The organism is Acidobacteriota bacterium (assembly GCA_040754075.1).
In the GTDB taxonomy this organism is placed as follows: Bacteria; Acidobacteriota; Blastocatellia; order UBA7656; family UBA7656; genus JBFMDH01.
The window spans coordinates 1-17460 of sequence record JBFMDH010000018.1 but is presented as its reverse complement, the minus strand read 5'-3'; the positions used below and the strand labels follow the sequence as shown (position 1 = coordinate 17460).

The following is a 17460-nucleotide window of genomic DNA, read 5'->3' as shown; positions in this document are numbered from 1 at the left end:
GGCTCATCACTCATCACTCATCACTTATCACTTATCACTTAATAACCGTTTCCTGTGTCCCCGGTTTGAATCTGAAAATCGCTGCCGATACCGCCAGTTTTCTTGCCTCAACGAAGTGCATAAAAATCGGTGTCACCAATCCGCCATAAGCATCTATGCCGCTGTAATCGCCGAAAAATACTGCCTGATTGCATTCAAACGGCTCGATATTCACTTTGTGATTGACAAAGGTTTTCCCGCCGTCAACGCTTCGCGCCATCGTCAGTCCGGTCTTGGTTCCGCTTAAATCCCGACGGTCATAAAAAATAATGTTGATGGAACCATCCACAGGGTCAACCGCCATCCAGGTAAAAAATTGCGCTTTGCCGTTTTTCACCGGGTCATCATTAACCCGCAACGGTTTTGTCCAACTCGCGCCACCATCTTTTGATGAGATTAAAAAAACGTCTGTGTCGCCGTTGCGTGTATCCACCCAGTTGACATAAATGGTGCCGCGATGCGGGCTGTTGCTGGTGTCAACTTTGGTAACCGGCATGCCGTTAGCCCGGCTGATGCCTTCCATTTCAATATCCCAACCGCCGGGCATATCGCTGATGATTTTATCTTTTCCGAAATTCAATCCGCCGTCCATCGATTTATCGAAATACAAACCTTGCGCTCCCGCCCAGACGACATAGACTTCGCCATTGATGCCGACAGCCGGAACCGCGCCTTCCAGGGTGTTGTCGCCATCGGCGCAATCGCCCGTGGTATCGGAAATTTTGAAAGGCATGGCAAAAGTTCTACCGCCATCCGATGAACCTGTGAAAAAGATATGTGATTTACAATCCGGGTCTTTCCCCTGGTATTCATCAAATCGCGTCCACGCCAGATAAATATTATTTTTGAATTTAGAGGTCGCAGACCGGTCGGTTGAAATCGCCGGTTTGTCTTCAAACGGGGTGACGCTGTTGATGTGGTCAATTGCCGGAACCGGTTCATCCCAATTCAGTCCGCCATCACGGCTGCTGTTGACAATGATGCCGGTCACGGCGCGTTTAGGCTTCACCACGCGAATCCCCGTGAAGGCGATGAAAGCGTGATGCGCCGCGCCTTGGCTATCAAAGGTGATGACATCATCGCCCTGAGTGATGCCTTTGACATTTTTGGTCTCAATGGTTTTCCAGGTCTTGCCGCCATCCTTGGTCACGTAGGCAAAATTGCTGGTGCCGCCCGGTCTGCCATACTGGAATGAAACACCGATGAGGTTGTCAGGGTTGGTTGGATTGATGGCGATAGAGACTTCGGCAGGTTGAATGGCTTTGTCATCGCTTATGCGAACAACGGTGTTCGATTGCGCGATGGCATTGCCGGCAATGAGACACAAACTCAACAGACCGCTACAAAAAAATTTCATCAACAGTTGCTCCTTATCAGTTAGGAAAATGCGAGAATGAAATTCTCAAAAGACTGCATATCATCATTCGTTGACTGGGCAAATACACAATTTTGACAGGCAGACATTTTATTGCATCTCCCCTGTTGTGATAAAGTTTCGCCTCAGAATTCTTATCAACTTTTCATTTTTTATTTAGAGGAGAGATCACCTTGAATAAAGTCAAACGCGCATTGATTAGTGTTTCCGATAAGAGCGGCATCGTCGAATTTGCAGGTCGATTAAAAAATCATTCGGTTGAAATTATCTCAACAGGCGGAACCGCCAACCTGCTCAGACAATCGGGTATTGCTGTGCGGGATATTGCGGATTTAACCGGATTTCCTGAAATATTAGGCGGGCGGGTGAAAACCCTTCATCCCAAAGTTCACGGCGGTATTCTTTCGATTCGTGAAGATGCGGAACATCAAAAGCAGGTCAGCGAAAACGCCATTGAATATATCGATATGGTGGTGGTCAACCTGTATCCGTTTCGCGAAACGGTTGCGAAAGCCGGTGTCACCGCCGAAGAAGCCATCGAAAATATAGACATCGGCGGACCGTCGATGATTCGTTCGGCGGCGAAAAATTTTCACGATGTTGCGGTCGTCACTTCATCCGAAGATTACAATGCGATTGCCGACGAATTGGATAAACAGGATGGCAGCCTGAGTTTGCAAACCCGTTTCGGTTTAGCCAAAAAAGCCTTTGCCACGACTGCAAAATATGACACCGCAATCGCCAGCTTTTTAAATGACTCGATGTTCTTGAATGACGCCAACGAGACTTTGACCATCGAAAAACCTATTGATGAATTGCCCGCGACGTTTACGTTTTTCGGTAACAAAGAGATGAACCTGCGTTATGGTGAAAACCCCCATCAACGCGCCGCGCTTTATGTCACCGATTCTGAAGAGCAGGGAATTGCCCGCGCCGATAAATTGCAAGGCAAGGAACTTTCATTCAATAACCTGATTGATTTGGAAGCCGCGTGGTCATTGGTCTCGGATTTTTCCGATACCGCCTGTTGCATTATTAAACACACTAACCCTTGCGGCGCGGCTCTCGGCGCTGATGTTCAGGAAGCATTTGAAAAAGCCAAAGCCACCGACCCGGTCTCGGCTTTCGGCGGAATTATCGGATTTAACCGCACAGTTACCGAAGCCGCCGCGCGCGCCATTGCCGGAACTTTTTTTGAAGCGATAGTCGCGCCGGATTATGAAGATTCGGCGCTTGATATATTCAAAGCCAAAAAAAATCTCCGCCTCATCAAAACCCGCACTTCAAAAAACTCGCAATACGATATCCGCTCGATTAGCGGCGGGCTATTGGTTCAGGATAAAGATCGCGGCGTGATTGATGAAGGTAAATTAAGAGTCGTTTCATCTAGACAACCTGATGAAGCTGAAATGCGCGCCTTGCGATTCGCCTGGGTGCTTTGTAAACACGTAAAATCCAACGCCATCGTGTATGCGAACGAAGGACAACTCGTCGGCGTCGGCGCGGGGCAGATGAGCCGCGTGGATTCTGTAAAATTCGGCGCAATGAAAGCCCAGTTGCCTTTAACCGGAACCGTGCTGGCTTCGGATGCTTTCTTCCCCTTTCGCGACGGGGTTGATGAAGCCGCTAAAGCCGGAATCACAGCGATTATTCAACCTGGTGGTTCTGTGCGTGATGAAGAGGTTATTCAGGCAGCCAACGAACATAATCTGGCGATGGTCTTAACCGGTATGCGGCACTTCAAACATTGAAGGTTTTGTTATAAACTTCGCCAAACGGATTAAACACAATTAACCATTAAGAGAGGTTTAAACGAATTGTATGTAACCTCATTAAAAATCGAAAACCTGCGTTGTTTCAAAGATACCGCGTTGCAGTTTCAGTATCCCGGCAATCTGAAAGCGGCTGCACCGGATTTACAAAACATCAATCTGTTGCTGGGAATGAACGGCGCAGGAAAAACCACCACATTGAAAGCGATAGCCCTGGCGACGCTTGCGCCGGTGATTACGCAATCGGGATATGTGCCCTATCGTCTGGTCAGGCGAACCGGCAGCAAAGCTACACAAATTCAGGAAGCCAGAGTTACCGCAGAAGTTTTATTACACTCACAGGATGTGAACGCTGATGGAACTGCCAAACGCGGTGTGACGCGGGTTGAGCACATGACTACGCGAATCCTGCGCATCGGAGAAACCGAGCGGCTTGAATCGGAAAGCGCCATGTCTGCCGGTCAGCAAAAAGGCGCGGTCTGGCACAATATGTTTTATGAGAATAACCCGGCGTTTCTGGTGGTTGGTTATGGCGCAACCCGTCGCGTAGAAGACACCGGAAGATTCGATGCGAGCGCGCGCGCCAAATCGAGATTACTTCGCTATCAAAGAGTCGCGGGGCTTTTTGAGAGCGATGTGCCGCTGACGCCGCTTCCGGTCTGGTTGCCGGAATTTAAAACCAAAAATCCCGGACGCTATAAACAGGTAGTCAATTTGATTAATCGGCTGTTGCCCGATGAGGCGAAATTTTCCGGTGTATTTGAAAATGGCGAATACCATTTTGAATTTGAACGCATAAAAATTCCGTTCGGCGCGCTGTCTGACGGTTATCGCGCCTATATCGGTTGGATTGCCGATTTGCTATATCACATCTGTATGGGAGCGCCGAGCGGCGCAAAACTGGTTGATAATTATGGCGTCGTGCTGGTTGATGAAATTGATTTGCACCTGCACCCGGAATGGCAGCGGTCGGTAATTTCCAGGGTTTCAAAAGCGCTTCCCAATCTGCAATTCGTCTTTTCCACTCATAGCCCGATTGTTGCCGGTTCCCTGCATAAAGAAAATATTTTCGTTATGGAAACCGATACGACCGGCGCGTCGCAGGTTCATAAATATGACGAGCGGATTTATGGACTGGATGCCGAGCAGGTGCTTTTAAGTTCCTATTTCAATCTGACCACCACGCGCGCTCCCGGTTTTGTTGATGAATTGCAGAGCCTGTCGAAACAGGCGACGGAAAAAGACCCCAGAGCCGCACTGGAAATCATGCGAAAGCTCGCCGGGCAAAACGAAGTGGTTCGCGCCGATAATTCGCAAGCGCATGGGCTTGTCGAAAAGGTAAATCGGAAAAGGTCAGTTGATAACCGCAGAAGCCGCAAAAAAATTTCGGCAAAGGTAAAGGGAACAACTAAGAAAAAGTTATAAGTTTTTCAAAGAAAAAATAGGCATTCACCAGACTGTTAATAAACCAACTTGGGATTTCACCTGACAAAGAAATGATTCGCTATAAAGTTACCAAAGCCAAACTCGAACAATTGGTTGAAGCGGAAGCCGCCGGGTGGTTGAATGCTGCAAAAACCAAAGTCGAAAAATTTCGCCAATTGCAAAAATACGAGGAAGCGCAAGGGACCTGGAGCGAAATCAAAAATGTTTATATGGTTTTGCAACGCGGAAAATGCGCCTATTGTGAACGCAAACTTGAAGGCGGCGAGTTGGGAAAAATCGAGCATGATGTTGAACATTTTCGCCCAAAGAGCAAAGTGAGAGCCTGGCCCACGGCGAAAATCAAACAGGATTTGCAACTCAATTATTCATTCACCACCGGCAACAAAGCTGATGTCGGTTATTATTTGCTGTCTTACAATATCCGAAATTATGCGACGACCTGTAAGGTTTGCAATTCGACCTGTAAATCGGATTACTTTCCGATTTTCGGGACGGCAAGGTTTGTTGACAGCGATAATTTCATACAACTGAAAACCGAAAAGCCTTGCCTGCTCTATCCGATTGGCAGCCTTGATACCGACCCCGAAAAAATCATCACCTTTCAAGGGATTCTGCCGATTCCAAAAGGCAATCCCGGTTCTGAAAATTATCTGCGCGCTCAAGTCACTATCGACTTTTTCCGTTTAGCGGTTACCCGCGAAGATTTACTGAGAGAGCGGGCGTTGATTATTAAATCGCTCTATATCGCCTTTCTCAACAAAGACAACCCGAATCCGTTGTTTCGGGATGACGCGCAATTAACCATTGATCTGGCGCTATCGGAAACTTCGCCACATACGAATTGCGCCCGTTCCTTTTATGCAGTTTGTGAAAAAGATATTCAGCTTGCCCAGCAGTATTACCAGGCAGCAGTCACCTACCTGAAAAGCAAAGGGTTCTAAAAAGCTTCATGAAAAAAATCAATCGCCTGTTAATCTTCGTTCTCACCGGTTTTTTATTTTCAACATCTCTCAATGCCCAAAACGGTTCACCCACCTTTGCCGATTTGATATTGCGCAACGGTGCAATTTATACGGTTGATGGCGCGCGAACCTGGGCAGAAGCGGTTGCTATAAAAGACGGTCGATTCATTTATGTCGGCTCCACAAATGGCGCAAAAAAATTTCAAGGCAGGCAAACTCGCGTCCTTGATTTACAGGGCAAGTTTGTATTGCCGGGATTTCACGATTCTCACGTTCATCCCATCAGCGGAGGCGTCGAACTCGGCGAATGCAATCTCAACGAAGCGACAACTGAAGATCAGGTTTTAGAAACCATTCGTAAATTCGTTGACGCCCACCCGCAGGCGAAATGGATTCGCGGCGGCGGCTGGCAATTATTTATTTTTAAAGACGCCAATCCACACAAATCACTGCTCGATAAAATTGCCAACGATAGACCGATTTATTTAACTGCTGCCGATGGGCATTCAGCGTGGGTGAATTCAAAAGCCTTGGAAATTGCCGGGATCACCAAAGAGACACCGAATCCAACCAATGGCAGAATCGAACGCGACCCTGAGACCGGCGAACCCACAGGCACTTTGCGTGAAGATGCTTCCGGGTTGGTCGGCAAATTTTTACCCCAATATTCCAGAGCGGATCGGCTTGAAGGATTACGGCGGGCATTGAAAATGGCTGCCGGTTTCGGCATCACTTCTTTGCAGGACGCCAGCGTTGATGAAGATGAACTGGAAATCTATCAGGAATTGGATCGACGCGGCGAACTCACGGCTCGCGTAGTTGCAGCTTTGTACGCAGACCCGGATGATGGTTTGCAGCAGATTGCCAGATTCAAATCATTGCGCCGGCAATACCAGGGAAAAAATTTACGCGCCACTGCGGTGAAAATTTTTGCGGATGGGGTCATCGAACCGCATACGGCGGCGCTACTGGAACCCTACCTTGGGATGAATGGCGAACGCGGGAAACCGAATTGGCAACCCGATGCCTTAAATAAAATGGTTGCGGCTTTAGACCGCGAAGGTTTTCAAATACACGTACACGCCATCGGTGACCGGGCTGTACGAATGGCGCTGGATGCTTACGAATATGCCCGGAAAATCAATGGTTCACGCGATTCTCGCCATCACATCGCTCACCTTGAATTGATTCACCCGCAGGATATTCCCAGATTTCGCGAACTGAATGTGATAGCCAACTTTCAACCCTTGTGGGCTTATGCAGACCCCTACATCACACAACTCACCGAACCGTTTTTAGGCGCGGAACGTTCACGCTGGTTGTACCCGATTGGTAGTGCGATGCGCTCGGGAGCGGTTGTCGCGATGGGCAGTGATTGGTCAGTGACCTCTATGAACCCTTTGGATGCCATGCAGGTTGCGGTTACTCGCCGAGGACTGACGGCTGGTGAAGGTGATGCCTGGCACGCGGAAGAACTCATTGATTTACCGGCGACCCTTGCCGGTTACACCATCAATGGCGCGTATGTGAATTTTGAAGAGAAAGAGACGGGTTCAATTGCCGTTGGAAAAAATGCCGATTTAATCGTGCTTGATAAAAATCTGTTTGCCATTCCCAAAACTGAAATTCATCAAGTGAAAGTTATACGGACGTTTCTAGGCGGTAAAGAAATTTACCGGCAAGAAAGTCTGAATAGAAAATCGAATAAAAAAATGGAGATTAAACCGATGCGTTAGATTTTTTCTTTTTGGTTTTCGAGAGAACCGATTGATTTAACCAGTCTAAATAGGACTTCGAGCCTTTCTTAATCTCCAGCGCAATGATTTCAGGGGTGGTGTACGGGTGCATTTCCTTTACGCGCTTTTCCAATCGTTTATAGGCTTTTTTGGTGGTTTTAATGAAGAGGAGTAATTCATCGTCTTTATTGACTTTTTCTTCCCACCAGTAAATCGATTGAATACCTTGAATCACATTTACGCAGGCTGCCAGATGTTCGCGAACCAGAGATTCGGAAATTGCATAAGCGGTTTCCAGATTGGGAACGGTTGAGATAACTACCAGTGATTTTTTCATAATTGAGCCAACTCTTCTCGGCTATTTTGGCTTTCGTTCAAAACAAAAGCGCGGGTTGAATTATCAACACCGCGCTTTCATCAATCAATAAAATTTTATTTATCGATTGTTTGGATCTTTTGCGCCATCCGTGGTGCTGGTTTTATCAGCCGGTTTTTCGTTTCCGGGTGTAGCGATTTCGATGCGAATATCCAAATCCTCCTGCAAATCAACGGTTGAGGTAACGAACTGGCGAACCCATTCGGTAAATAGAAAATTCTCTTCGATAAAAGCGAAGTGACCGCTGTGTTTGAAAACTGCCAGACGCGAATTGGGAATTCCCTGAGCCAATTCATCCGCGTGACGAATAGGCGTAACCAGATCATATTTACCCGCGATGACTAAAGTCGGAACCTTAATTTCTCCAAGTCTTGAGCGAACGTCAAATTTTCCTTCGGGAGTAACGAATGAAAGCTTACGGGCGAGCGCATCAAAATAGGCGGCGTAAAGATTGCTTTCGGCTAAATATTCTTCGAGCGGTTTTCTGAAGTAATGCGGGAAAAATACCCGATAGCGGTTTCGCACAGTGTCACAGGAAACCGTGGTTCGACCAGGCAAATCATTGCGATTGAGGGTCGCCATTTCTTCGGTGTTTAATGATTGGGTCAAGCGTTTTTCAACCTCACGTTGGTCTTCGACAAAGGCAGAGGTGTTGACCAGTATCAAGCGTTTGACATTTTCAGGATAGCGCAAGGCGTAATTGAGTGCGATAGCCCCCCCGAAACTATGAGCGATGAGTGTGACCCGGCGATAACCCAGAGTTTTCCTCAGTTCATTGACATCATCCGCGAGTTCGGAAACCGAGACGAATTGATTGGTTTTAGTGCTTAACACATCGGCGCGGCGGTCATAATAAACCAGCGTCATATATTGTCCGAGAGGCGCAAGCGCGGGTTGAAAATATTCACGCGGAAGCCCGGGCCCGCCAGCGACGACGATGGCTAATTCCTTGCCTTTACCTTCAACGTTATAAGCCAGATTCAAGCCCCCGGAAGCAAACCGGTAGGTGTGAAGGTTGGGACTCCAGACATGGTGATAGGTAACGAATGGTTCAGGTGGTCCCGGCGGTAAGGTTCTATTGGAACTCATCAAACGAATGCATTCATATTCGGTTTGAACCGAGGTAGTTCTTACCGGCATATCTTGCCCGGTTGCAATCAAGGCAAAAATAAATACAGAAATGGTCAAGGTAATCAGGCGTGAAGTTATTTTCATAAACCAACCCTCTCAAAAACATTCAATTCATCGAGACCAGCCCGATGAAAAATTGTGATTTAAAATCGTAGTGAGAATGATGTTTCGATTAGCTGATTAGGGGCAGGCTGAATTCTCACAATGCAAACATCGATTGTGAATTCTCAGGATAACTCAATCGGATATTAGGATAGCGCGTGGTCTGGCGCAATAGTTTTATCCATCAATGGTTTGTTCAGTCGGATAAAAAATCCAGTAAATCGTGACAATTTAAAAAAACTTGAAAAGAAGATATTTCGATAAATAAAAAAGGCTGATGGATAATTCCATCAGCCTCGAAATGTTCATTTTGAAAATTTTTAGAACTGTAATCTGGCGGCGATTTGAAAAGCGCGTGGTCCGCCCGTTCCAAAAATCGGGCTGACGCGGTTGGTCGGTTGTCCGAAAATATTGTTGGGATTCGGGCGACCCGGCACAGTCGCTGTGGGGCGAATATAGGCAGCACTGGCGAGCGACCCGCTGAATCCGGTTAAATTTGCGATATTGAAGATGTTGAAACCTTCAGCAATTACATTCAATCGCAGTTTTTCGGTGAGTGCAATCACTCTCGTCAATCGTAAATCGTGAGTGATAAAGGTGTCGCCTGAATCAAATTTTTCCGGTAACACGATATAAGGAAAAGGCGTTCCCACTGCATCGCGTTGGGCGCGGGTAATCTGTGAGAGCAAGGCGGTCTGAGGTGCCGGGTATCTGGCGTTATATTCATTCACCAATCGACGAATATCATCAGCGTCAAACCCTCGACCAAACCCATTGATGGTGGTTCCCGGCAGCATAAAGACAAAGGTTCCATCACCCTCCGGGTCTAGGGTGCCAAGTTGAACTGAAGTGAAATCTTTGCTGCGCATTTGAATGATGGATGAAAGTTGCCAGCCATTCAAAGCGCCCTGCAAGAAGCGATTGTCGCCTTTAAAATCGGGCAAATCCCAGATGCCGCTGAAGGTGAATTGATGTTTGGGAACCGCCCCACTGAGTCCGAAATTCTTCGATTCATCATCGAAGCTGTTGGGATTGACGATTCCCAGGGGAACATAAGTTGTGTAACGAGCGAGCGCGTAAGCGCCGGTTAATTGGAAACCACTGCTGAATCGCTTATCGACTTTAACGTTCAACGCGCTATAGCGGGACAAAATGCCCGGTTTGCCGTAATAAATGACCCCCGTTGAACATTGAGCTTTGGGGTCAGATGCCTGCGTTCCTGTACAGGCAGGAATCACCGGGTTACGCACCGGAATCGCTGTGCCACTCGGCAGCAGGTTGTAGGTGCTGAAGCGGTTCCAGCGATTCACATCCACCATATAGCCTTCGTAGGCGCCGAATTTCACACCTCGACGCATGACGAAATCGGCTGACACCGAAAGGTTGCGCATGATTTCACGCTGAACACCCGCGTTCAGGTGAATGGTATAAGGCGTGTGAAAATTCTCATCAAAGAATCCTTCAGTTAAAAAGGTTGGCGCCTGTTTACGAACCTCGATGTTGCGAATGGAAATATCCTCTCCGGTATAGGCTCTTGAATTTACTACACTGAGGATGGTTGGAATGTAGTTGATTAATTCTTGCGCCGAGAAAGCGACCGGCGAGGTGGTGCTGAATGTCAAAAATGCCGGTTGACCGGGTTGTCCGAATTTCGGATTGGGAACCGCCGCCGAACTGGCGCTGGTTAAGCCGCTACCGGCAGGACCACTTAAAATCTGGTCTTGCAATTTGAGGTAACTGCGGTTGGCAGACATATGGTGAAGGGAAAGGCTTGTGCGAATGACGGTTTTATCATTAACCGACCAGGCAAACCCCAATGCCGGATCAAAATTATTTAAATCCTGGGGAATCTTGCCAAGGCTGATTCCCAGCGGTTTCAGGTATTGTGGTTTATCGAGTTCGTGATAGACCACATTATCTTCCCAAGACCAGGCAAGTCCGTAATTCAAAGTAAAGTTTTGGCGGATTTGCCAGGCGTCCTGAGCATAAAACCTGAGGTGATTATTGGTGTTCAATTTGTCGTAAAGATAGGCAACCGGTTGGCTAGGGTCGCCGATACCGATGGTCAGCGATCCCGTCACCGGAAGTTGCAGCAGTTCTGCAAACGTAGGTCTTGGGCCCGTATAACCAAGCTTCAAACTTGCCGGTAAGGTGGCGTATAAAGCCGGGTTGGTTGTTGAAATGGTAGTTGGGTTAAAGGTCGCGAGTGTCCCTGCGAAATTTCGGTTCCAACTTCCGTGACTGTAGACGTGTTCATAGTTGCCACCGAAACGCAAACGGTGTGCGCCTTTTGTCCAACTGAGATTTTCCGTGTATTGATAGGTGCGCGGGTGTCTGTCTTGCGGAACGTTGGCATTGTTGCCAATCGACAATCCACCAAAGAAGGAAATTAAAGTGCTGCCAACACCAAAACAAAAACCCGGATCACCGGCAAGCTGTTCGCAGTCTGATTGTGATGGCGGGAATAGACGGTTTCTGAAATAGGAATAAGAGAATCGAAAATCATTGACGAGTTTCGAGGTCAGCACACTGGTTAAGCTGAGTTGGGTCTGATACGAAAAATTGCTCGATGCAATCCAGTTTGATGCCAGACCGGTTCCTGAAATGCTGTCGTTTTTATCGATATTTCCTCGCAAAAATGCTGTGTGTTTATCGCTGATGCGATAATCGACGCGCCCGCCTACCAGATGTTGGTCAAAAGGAACTTTGGCGGTGTGATTGAAACCAAAAAGCAGCGGGTCTGTGAAAGCGACGGTTTGCGCGCCGACCTGGTCGCTGCGTTCATAATTGGCGAAAAAGAATAAGCGGTCTTTTTTTACGGGTCCGCCAAATGTCCCGCCGTATTGGCGTCGAACGAAGAACGGGTCTTCAATGCGTTTTCGAGATTCCGTATTGTTGCAAAGCGGGCTGCGGGCAATCGGGTCGCAAGGTCGTCTAAGCCCGGAAAAGGCTGCGAGATTATGGTCGCGATAAAAATAGAAGACACTGCCGTGAAAATTATTTCCGCCGCTTCGTGAAATGACATTTACTGCCCCTGATGAAACCGTACCGGCTGAAAGGTCGAAACCGATGGTGCTGATTTGAAATTCCTGCACGGTTTCCGATGAGAAATTCTGCGAAGTGCCGCCAGTGATTCGGTCATTGACCCGCGCCCCATCGACCGAAATCGTCGTCATATAAGACGGTGCGCCGCCAACGCCGACTTGAAAAAAATCATTTTGATTTAAAACCCCTGAGGTTGCCTGATAGGTTACGGTTACGCCGGGTTCCAACCCCGCAACCGATAGGAAACTGCGCCCGTTTAAAGGCAATTCTTCAACCTGTTTGCGGTTGACCACCCCGCCAATACTGGAATCGGTTTTGTTGATAATCGGTGTTGAAGTTCCGGTTACTTCGATGACATCGGTAACTGCGCCGACACTCATTGAAAAGTTTTGCGTGGTGGTGGTTCCGACTTCAACGGTGAGCGAAATGATTTGCGTGGTGAATCCTTCGGCTTCGGCTTTCACTTCATATTGACCGGGTTGCAGATTATCAAAGGTGAAGGCACCATCTTCACCGGCTTTGACTCTTCTGGTGGCGTTGGTTGCTTTATTTTTAGCGATGATGTTGGCGTTGGTGATAATCGCTTCGCTTTGGTCTTTCACTGAGCCATTAATTGAACCAGTCGCATTCTGAGCGAGAGCCAGGAAATTTGTTTGTGTGGAAAGTGTCAGAATGGTAAGCAGACGGATGAAAAAGCTTAGCTTAGACTGCATACAATATCCTCCTGTGTCCGCATCGCTTTTATGGATGCGGCGGGTTTTGAGCAGCAGGCTTTTGCCTCCTCGCATGTTTTCAATCAAGGTAAGAAAAGAGCACTTACCTTAGGAACAACCTTGTAGCGTAAACCGGAACGGCGAGCGGATATCCGGTTTTAGGATTTTCAAAATCCTCAGAGTTTTAATTGAGCGATTGGCTTTGTCATAGACGATTCCCGACCCCTAGGTTTTAGGGGGAGCGAAACGCTGATGACATAAAGATACGGAGTTTTCTACAGTAGAGAGTGATGAAACACCTAGATTCCGAATCTTCTTTCAGAAGTTGTTTGAGTCCGAGGGTGATTGGAGAATCGAGAGCCTTACCTGATTTTCCAATTTATGAACTGAAATAAAAAACAACAACCATATGAATCCAGGCGTATCGACCGGAATACAACATAAACAATGAATGTTTTTATCAAGCCGGCTTCCATCCAGTATGAAATCGACTGATGACGCCAAAAGTATTAGTCGTTCTCAACCCTGTAAGGTTGAGGTGGTATTGAACGTTGGCGAGAGCATCATGACTTTTGGCGAACAACTTCTGTGGGATTGCATATAATGATACTCCCGCCAAACTGACTGAAGCCGGTAACGAATGGAACCGGGTGACGGAATGTGGTTCAATGAACGAACACTAAATCGTAACCGTCTAACCAGCCTGCCATCCGTTTTGCTTCAAATTCGAGGCGCAAACTTGATTTGTGCAATTCATCTATATTTTGGTTTGCGCCACAATTAATCCAGTATTCGGTTATCTGATAATCTATTCTTGAGAAAATTGCTTAATCAATAATTTATTTTTTCAAATATTGATCGAACCATTCGATTGCCAATTTAATCGCCAATTCTCTGGATTCTCTGTAGATTCCATAGTGCGTGATATTGGGAACCGAAACATATTTTTTCTTGGTTCCGGGCATTCGCTCATAAGCCAGTTTTGCGTGGTCTTTGTTATCGAAAAGCTCCTCTTTATCGGCGACAATGAAAAGTGCTGCGCAATCTTTGACCTTTGAAGCTTCCTCGATTGGCGCGTAATGCATCAATTTGTCGCGAATGGGCGCACCGATTAAATTGCCAATCACTTTGGCGCGTGGTTCAGGGTAGCCGAGTTCAGCGCGCGCTCGCCGAGTGGCTTCGGTTTGAGTAATTTTGAGTTGTTCGGCATCGGCTACCACCAAGCGAGAATCAAATGCGCCGACCTGACTGACAATGGCTTTGACGCGCGGGTCGCGCGCCGCAACATAAAAGACATGCCCACCGGAATAGCTGGAACCACGCAGCCCAATGCGGTTTTTATCTACGGTGGGTTCGCCCATTGCCCAATTGATGACATTGAACCAATCGGTTGTCTGTTCGATGGGGTCAACATATTCGCGGAGTTCTTCGACCAGTGCGGTAAATTTTCGACCCTCTTTTTTATCGGGAGGGGAAACCAGAATCAGTCGCCCATCGCTTTGTCCCCAGCCGCGATAATCGAAGGTAATAACCAGATACCCGGCATTAGCAAGTTGAACGGCATCCCAACGAAAGTTAGCCGCTGTCCCGCCCCAACCGTGAGCCATAATAATGGTTGGCAAGGATTTGCCTGCCATTGATTTTAAGGAGAATAGTTCAGCCTGTAGGCGCACCCCTTCGCTGATAATATTGGCAGTGCGAAAATCAAGATTTTCAGGCGCTTTAAACGTTGAAGCCGCAGATTGACGAACGGCTGCCGGGTCGGGCGGACGAGTTTGATTCTGTTGCGCCGAAATGGTGATGCCGGTTAAGACCAACATTATGGTTAGGAATCCGGTTATTTTCAGGTTGTGTTGCCGCATTAATTTTCCTCAGAAATACAAACGAAAAATGCTACCGTTAAGGTTGATTTTGAAACTTCTCAATGAAATCAAGTTGAGGTTTTAATAAATGATTACCAGACCGAACCGGATTTCCAAATTCGAGATAAGGCTCCTCTTTTTGATTATACGCCGTCCATTGCGGCAATCCTTTTCCATTCGGGTTACCGGTTTTCGCAAAATTCACCCAATAATTCATCATGAGTTGGGCAAGTTGAAAATCTGCTTCCTGTAAAAGCAGATTTTGTCGATTGAGATTGTTAAAGACATAGGCAATCTCTGCTGCGTGATAAGCACCAAGATATTTACTATTCGGATTCGGGGGCACGTGACTGAAATAGTAGAGATAGGCTTTTGATTTTCCGGTTCCGGTCATCTTTGCCCAGGTACGCATCGGTAATGTGAAAGCTACATCGCGCATACTTCCCAGAATAGCTCCGGCGATGTCCGCTTCGTTTTGAACCGGATAAATCGCATCGAATTCTTTTATCATCGCCCCATATTGCGACTTTACACGTTTGCGATAATCAGCCATTGTTTTTGGGAGAATTGCCGGTGTCGTAAGCGAGGTCATTTCGTTGGCATTCGACCCGATGATAACCGGCACCGCATTTTGTTTACCTTTCGCGAAAATATTGCGAATCTCATCCGGTAAGACCCAGCCATCGACATTCGGCGAAGTGCGAAATTTCCTTCCTTCAATATCGTTATTAAAAACCTCGATAATTTTTTCTACGGGAACCGTTCGCATCGCTTGCAATGATTCTGCGCCTATCGCTTTGCCAAATGCCGCACCAATTTTTTCGGCTGAAATGAAGCCTTTTTTGTCTTCCTTCAAGGAGGTCATCGGTCCAAACGACCCGCCACTTTGACCAATGGCGCGATGAAAAAGCCCTTTCGCTAACGGGGAAGCGACCAGCGCATTCACACTCCATGAGCCTGCCGATTCGCCGAAAATGGTGACGCGATTCGGGTCGCCACCAAAGGCGCGGATATTTTTTTGCACCCATTTTAAGGCGGTGATTTGATCGAGAATGCCATAATTGCCGGAGGATTGGTTCGGCGATTCAGCGGTTAATTCAGGATGGGCTAAGTATCCAAGCGGTCCTAACCGGTAGTTGATAGTAACTAGTACGACGCCTTTTTTGGCAAAGCTCGTGCCATCATAAGTTTTGGTTGCGCCCGACCCGCGCGTCAACGCTCCTCCGTGAATCCAAACCATTACCGGTTGCGCTTCCCCCGGTTTGGCAGATGACCAGATATTTAAATAGAGACAATCCTCACTCTGTCTCCTGGGTTGTGCATAGTACAAGGATGTTTGTGCATACGGGGCTTGCGGACAATCCGGACCATATTCAGTACATTCACGTACCCCGTTCCAGGGTAAAGCCGGTTGCGGCGGTTTCCATCGAAGATTGCCAATCGGAGGCGCTGCATAGGGAATTCCTTTAAAAATGCGCACGCCTTCAAGGGTTGAACCGGAAATTAGCCCATCTTCAACCTTTATGATTCCGTTGAAATTATCTGTAGAGGAAGGAGAAGCCTGCGGCACGAGGTAGATTGACCCAATCAACCCAATGGTTAAGATGAATGCCAGAAAATAGCGAGACATATAACCTCCCTGAGGATGGAATCACTTACCAATCAAAAAAGGAAATGTAAATCAACCTTGATTAAAACGCTTGTAAGCCAATCGAATTTGGTAAATTTGTTTTACATCGTCGGCTACAATTTTTTGTTTGAGAGAGCCTTTATCTGAATCCGACCGACCAGACGGTCGGATAATATATGGAGTCGAAAATATTGTCAATGAGTTTCTAAAAAAATGTGAAGGGCTGAGATTCAGGAGTGGCGTAGCAAACCGCCTAACGCCATTTTGGAAACTTCTACAGCGACCTGTTCAGGAGATAAACGACCACCTGGAATGTACCATCGCGAAGCCCAGAGAATCATTCCGAGCAAACTAAAGGTGGCAGCGGTCGGGTCAATATCGCGCAACTTATCTTCATCACGCAATTGATAGATCGTATCTCTGATCAATTCCATATAAGCGCGTTTCCGGCGATCAATTTTACGTCGCTGAGGCAAAGTTAATCCGGCGACCTCTTCAACAACGATGGTGACCGGATTCGTACCTTGGGCAGTGCTGCGATTGGTGATTAACTGAACATGGTTAGAGATGATGATTCTAAGTCGTTGTTCGGCATCGGGAATTTGTCTTGCCGGGGTGATGACCTTTTCTTCCAGGGCATCCATGCCAAAATTCATAATGCGAAAAAGTAGATCGCGTTTTCCTGAAATATGGTGATAAAGGCCAGACTTGGTTAATCCAACGGCATCGGCGATGTCATTCATTGAGGTTGCATCGTAGCCTTTTTCGCAAATGATTTGCGCCGCCGCGTGGAAAATTTTATCTAATCGGTCAGGCTCAATTTTATCAGGGAGAGTGAAGGGGTTTTTGTGGGTGCTCATAATTTAGTTACTATCGTTTCATCAGGAGCAAATTTAATCGTTTAAGGATGTCTCCTGATCAGTTAATATTATTTCCCACAGATTCTTTGCAACCAATCTAACGGTTCTGTTTTTAAGACCAAAAAATACTTTTCAATTTCAATAGTGTCAAGTTCGTTCGACAACCCAACAAAACCAAACAATTAAATTTTTGTATCTGCCTCAATTCAAGAACCCCTGGCATAAATCATTGAATGGGAAATTTAACAGCAAAAAGTTGGCAAAAGATTTGTTTAAACAGACTTGTACACCGTTTTTTAAGTTTTGTTATATTTCTGATTGTCTGCATTGACCTTCTCATAATGCCTGTTCAATTTGCTTCTTGCAGACTCTATGGAAAATTGCCAATCTATTTTTATCTGTTTTTCTTCC

General features: G+C 46.9%; 11 protein-coding genes. 4 read left to right on the top strand and 7 right to left on the bottom strand.

The window, feature by feature from the left end; translation table 11 throughout:
• Positions 1–34: 34 nt before the first annotated feature.
• Entirely contained in the window at positions 35–1396 is a 1362-nt protein-coding gene (locus AB1757_18675; protein ID MEW6129070.1) for a sialidase family protein, read from the bottom strand.
• Positions 1397–1587: 191 nt separating this feature from the next.
• Here AB1757_18675 and purH point away from each other — a divergent pair, with 191 nt between their 5' ends.
• The 4 genes from purH (at position 1588) to AB1757_18655 (ending at position 7330) form a co-directional block, all read left to right on the top strand.
• Positions 1588–3165, top strand: coding sequence for a bifunctional phosphoribosylaminoimidazolecarboxamide formyltransferase/IMP cyclohydrolase (gene purH, locus AB1757_18670; GenBank protein MEW6129069.1), 1578 nt, complete (start codon positions 1588–1590; stop codon positions 3163–3165).
• A gap of 66 nt (positions 3166–3231) precedes the next feature.
• Positions 3232–4611: an AAA family ATPase gene (locus AB1757_18665; GenBank protein ID MEW6129068.1), complete on the top strand. Its 1380-nt coding sequence runs from the start codon at positions 3232–3234 to the stop codon at positions 4609–4611.
• 71 nt (positions 4612–4682) lie between these two features.
• Positions 4683–5573, top strand: a complete 891-nt coding sequence (locus tag AB1757_18660; protein MEW6129067.1) for a hypothetical protein — start codon at positions 4683–4685, stop codon at positions 5571–5573.
• Between the two features lie 8 nt (positions 5574–5581).
• Positions 5582–7330 carry an amidohydrolase gene (locus tag AB1757_18655; GenBank protein MEW6129066.1) on the top strand — a complete coding sequence of 583 codons (1749 nt, stop codon included), beginning with the start codon at positions 5582–5584 and terminating at the stop codon, positions 7328–7330.
• Here the strand turns inward: AB1757_18655 and cutA are convergent.
• The 6 genes from cutA to AB1757_18625 all read right to left on the bottom strand — a co-directional run bounded on the left by cutA (position 7314) and on the right by AB1757_18625 (position 17049).
• Positions 7314–7667, bottom strand: a complete 354-nt coding sequence (gene cutA, locus AB1757_18650; GenBank protein MEW6129065.1) for a divalent-cation tolerance protein CutA — start codon at positions 7665–7667, stop codon at positions 7314–7316. The two genes, AB1757_18655 and cutA, sit on opposite strands and share 17 nt — an antisense overlap.
• Positions 7668–7766: 99 nt before the next feature.
• Positions 7767–8921, bottom strand: coding sequence for an alpha/beta hydrolase (locus tag AB1757_18645; GenBank protein ID MEW6129064.1), 1155 nt, complete (start codon positions 8919–8921; stop codon positions 7767–7769).
• 338 nt (positions 8922–9259) lie between these two features.
• A complete protein-coding gene (locus AB1757_18640) occupies positions 9260–12697 on the bottom strand; it encodes a carboxypeptidase regulatory-like domain-containing protein (protein MEW6129063.1) in 3438 nt (1145 codons plus the stop codon).
• Positions 12698–13536: 839 nt separating this feature from the next.
• Positions 13537–14517, bottom strand: a complete 981-nt coding sequence (locus AB1757_18635; GenBank protein MEW6129062.1) for an alpha/beta fold hydrolase — start codon at positions 14515–14517, stop codon at positions 13537–13539.
• Positions 14518–14596: 79 nt separating this feature from the next.
• Positions 14597–16189 (bottom strand): carboxylesterase/lipase family protein, encoded by a 1593-nt coding sequence (locus tag AB1757_18630; protein ID MEW6129061.1) that lies wholly within the window; start codon positions 16187–16189, stop codon positions 14597–14599.
• 230 nt (positions 16190–16419) lie between these two features.
• Entirely contained in the window at positions 16420–17049 is a 630-nt protein-coding gene (locus tag AB1757_18625; protein ID MEW6129060.1) for a TetR/AcrR family transcriptional regulator, read from the bottom strand.
• Positions 17050–17460 lie beyond the last annotated feature (411 nt).

What these genes read in the sequence shown, in the direction of transcription:
- AB1757_18655 (MEW6129066.1), top strand. Translation starts at nt 5,582, where the DNA reads ATGAAAAAAATCAATCGCCTGTTAATCTTCGTTCTCACCGGTTTTTTA.
- AB1757_18660 (MEW6129067.1), top strand. Translation starts at nt 4,683, where the DNA reads ATGATTCGCTATAAAGTTACCAAAGCCAAACTCGAACAATTGGTTGAA.
- cutA (MEW6129065.1), bottom strand. Translation starts at nt 7,667, where the DNA reads ATGAAAAAATCACTGGTAGTTATCTCAACCGTTCCCAATCTGGAAACC.
- AB1757_18675 (MEW6129070.1), bottom strand. Translation starts at nt 1,396, where the DNA reads ATGAAATTTTTTTGTAGCGGTCTGTTGAGTTTGTGTCTCATTGCCGGC.
- AB1757_18645 (MEW6129064.1), bottom strand. Translation starts at nt 8,921, where the DNA reads ATGAAAATAACTTCACGCCTGATTACCTTGACCATTTCTGTATTTATT.
- AB1757_18625 (MEW6129060.1), bottom strand. Translation starts at nt 17,049, where the DNA reads ATGAGCACCCACAAAAACCCCTTCACTCTCCCTGATAAAATTGAGCCT.
- AB1757_18635 (MEW6129062.1), bottom strand. Translation starts at nt 14,517, where the DNA reads ATGTTGGTCTTAACCGGCATCACCATTTCGGCGCAACAGAATCAAACT.
- AB1757_18630 (MEW6129061.1), bottom strand. Translation starts at nt 16,189, where the DNA reads ATGTCTCGCTATTTTCTGGCATTCATCTTAACCATTGGGTTGATTGGG.
- AB1757_18640 (MEW6129063.1), bottom strand. Translation starts at nt 12,697, where the DNA reads ATGCAGTCTAAGCTAAGCTTTTTCATCCGTCTGCTTACCATTCTGACA.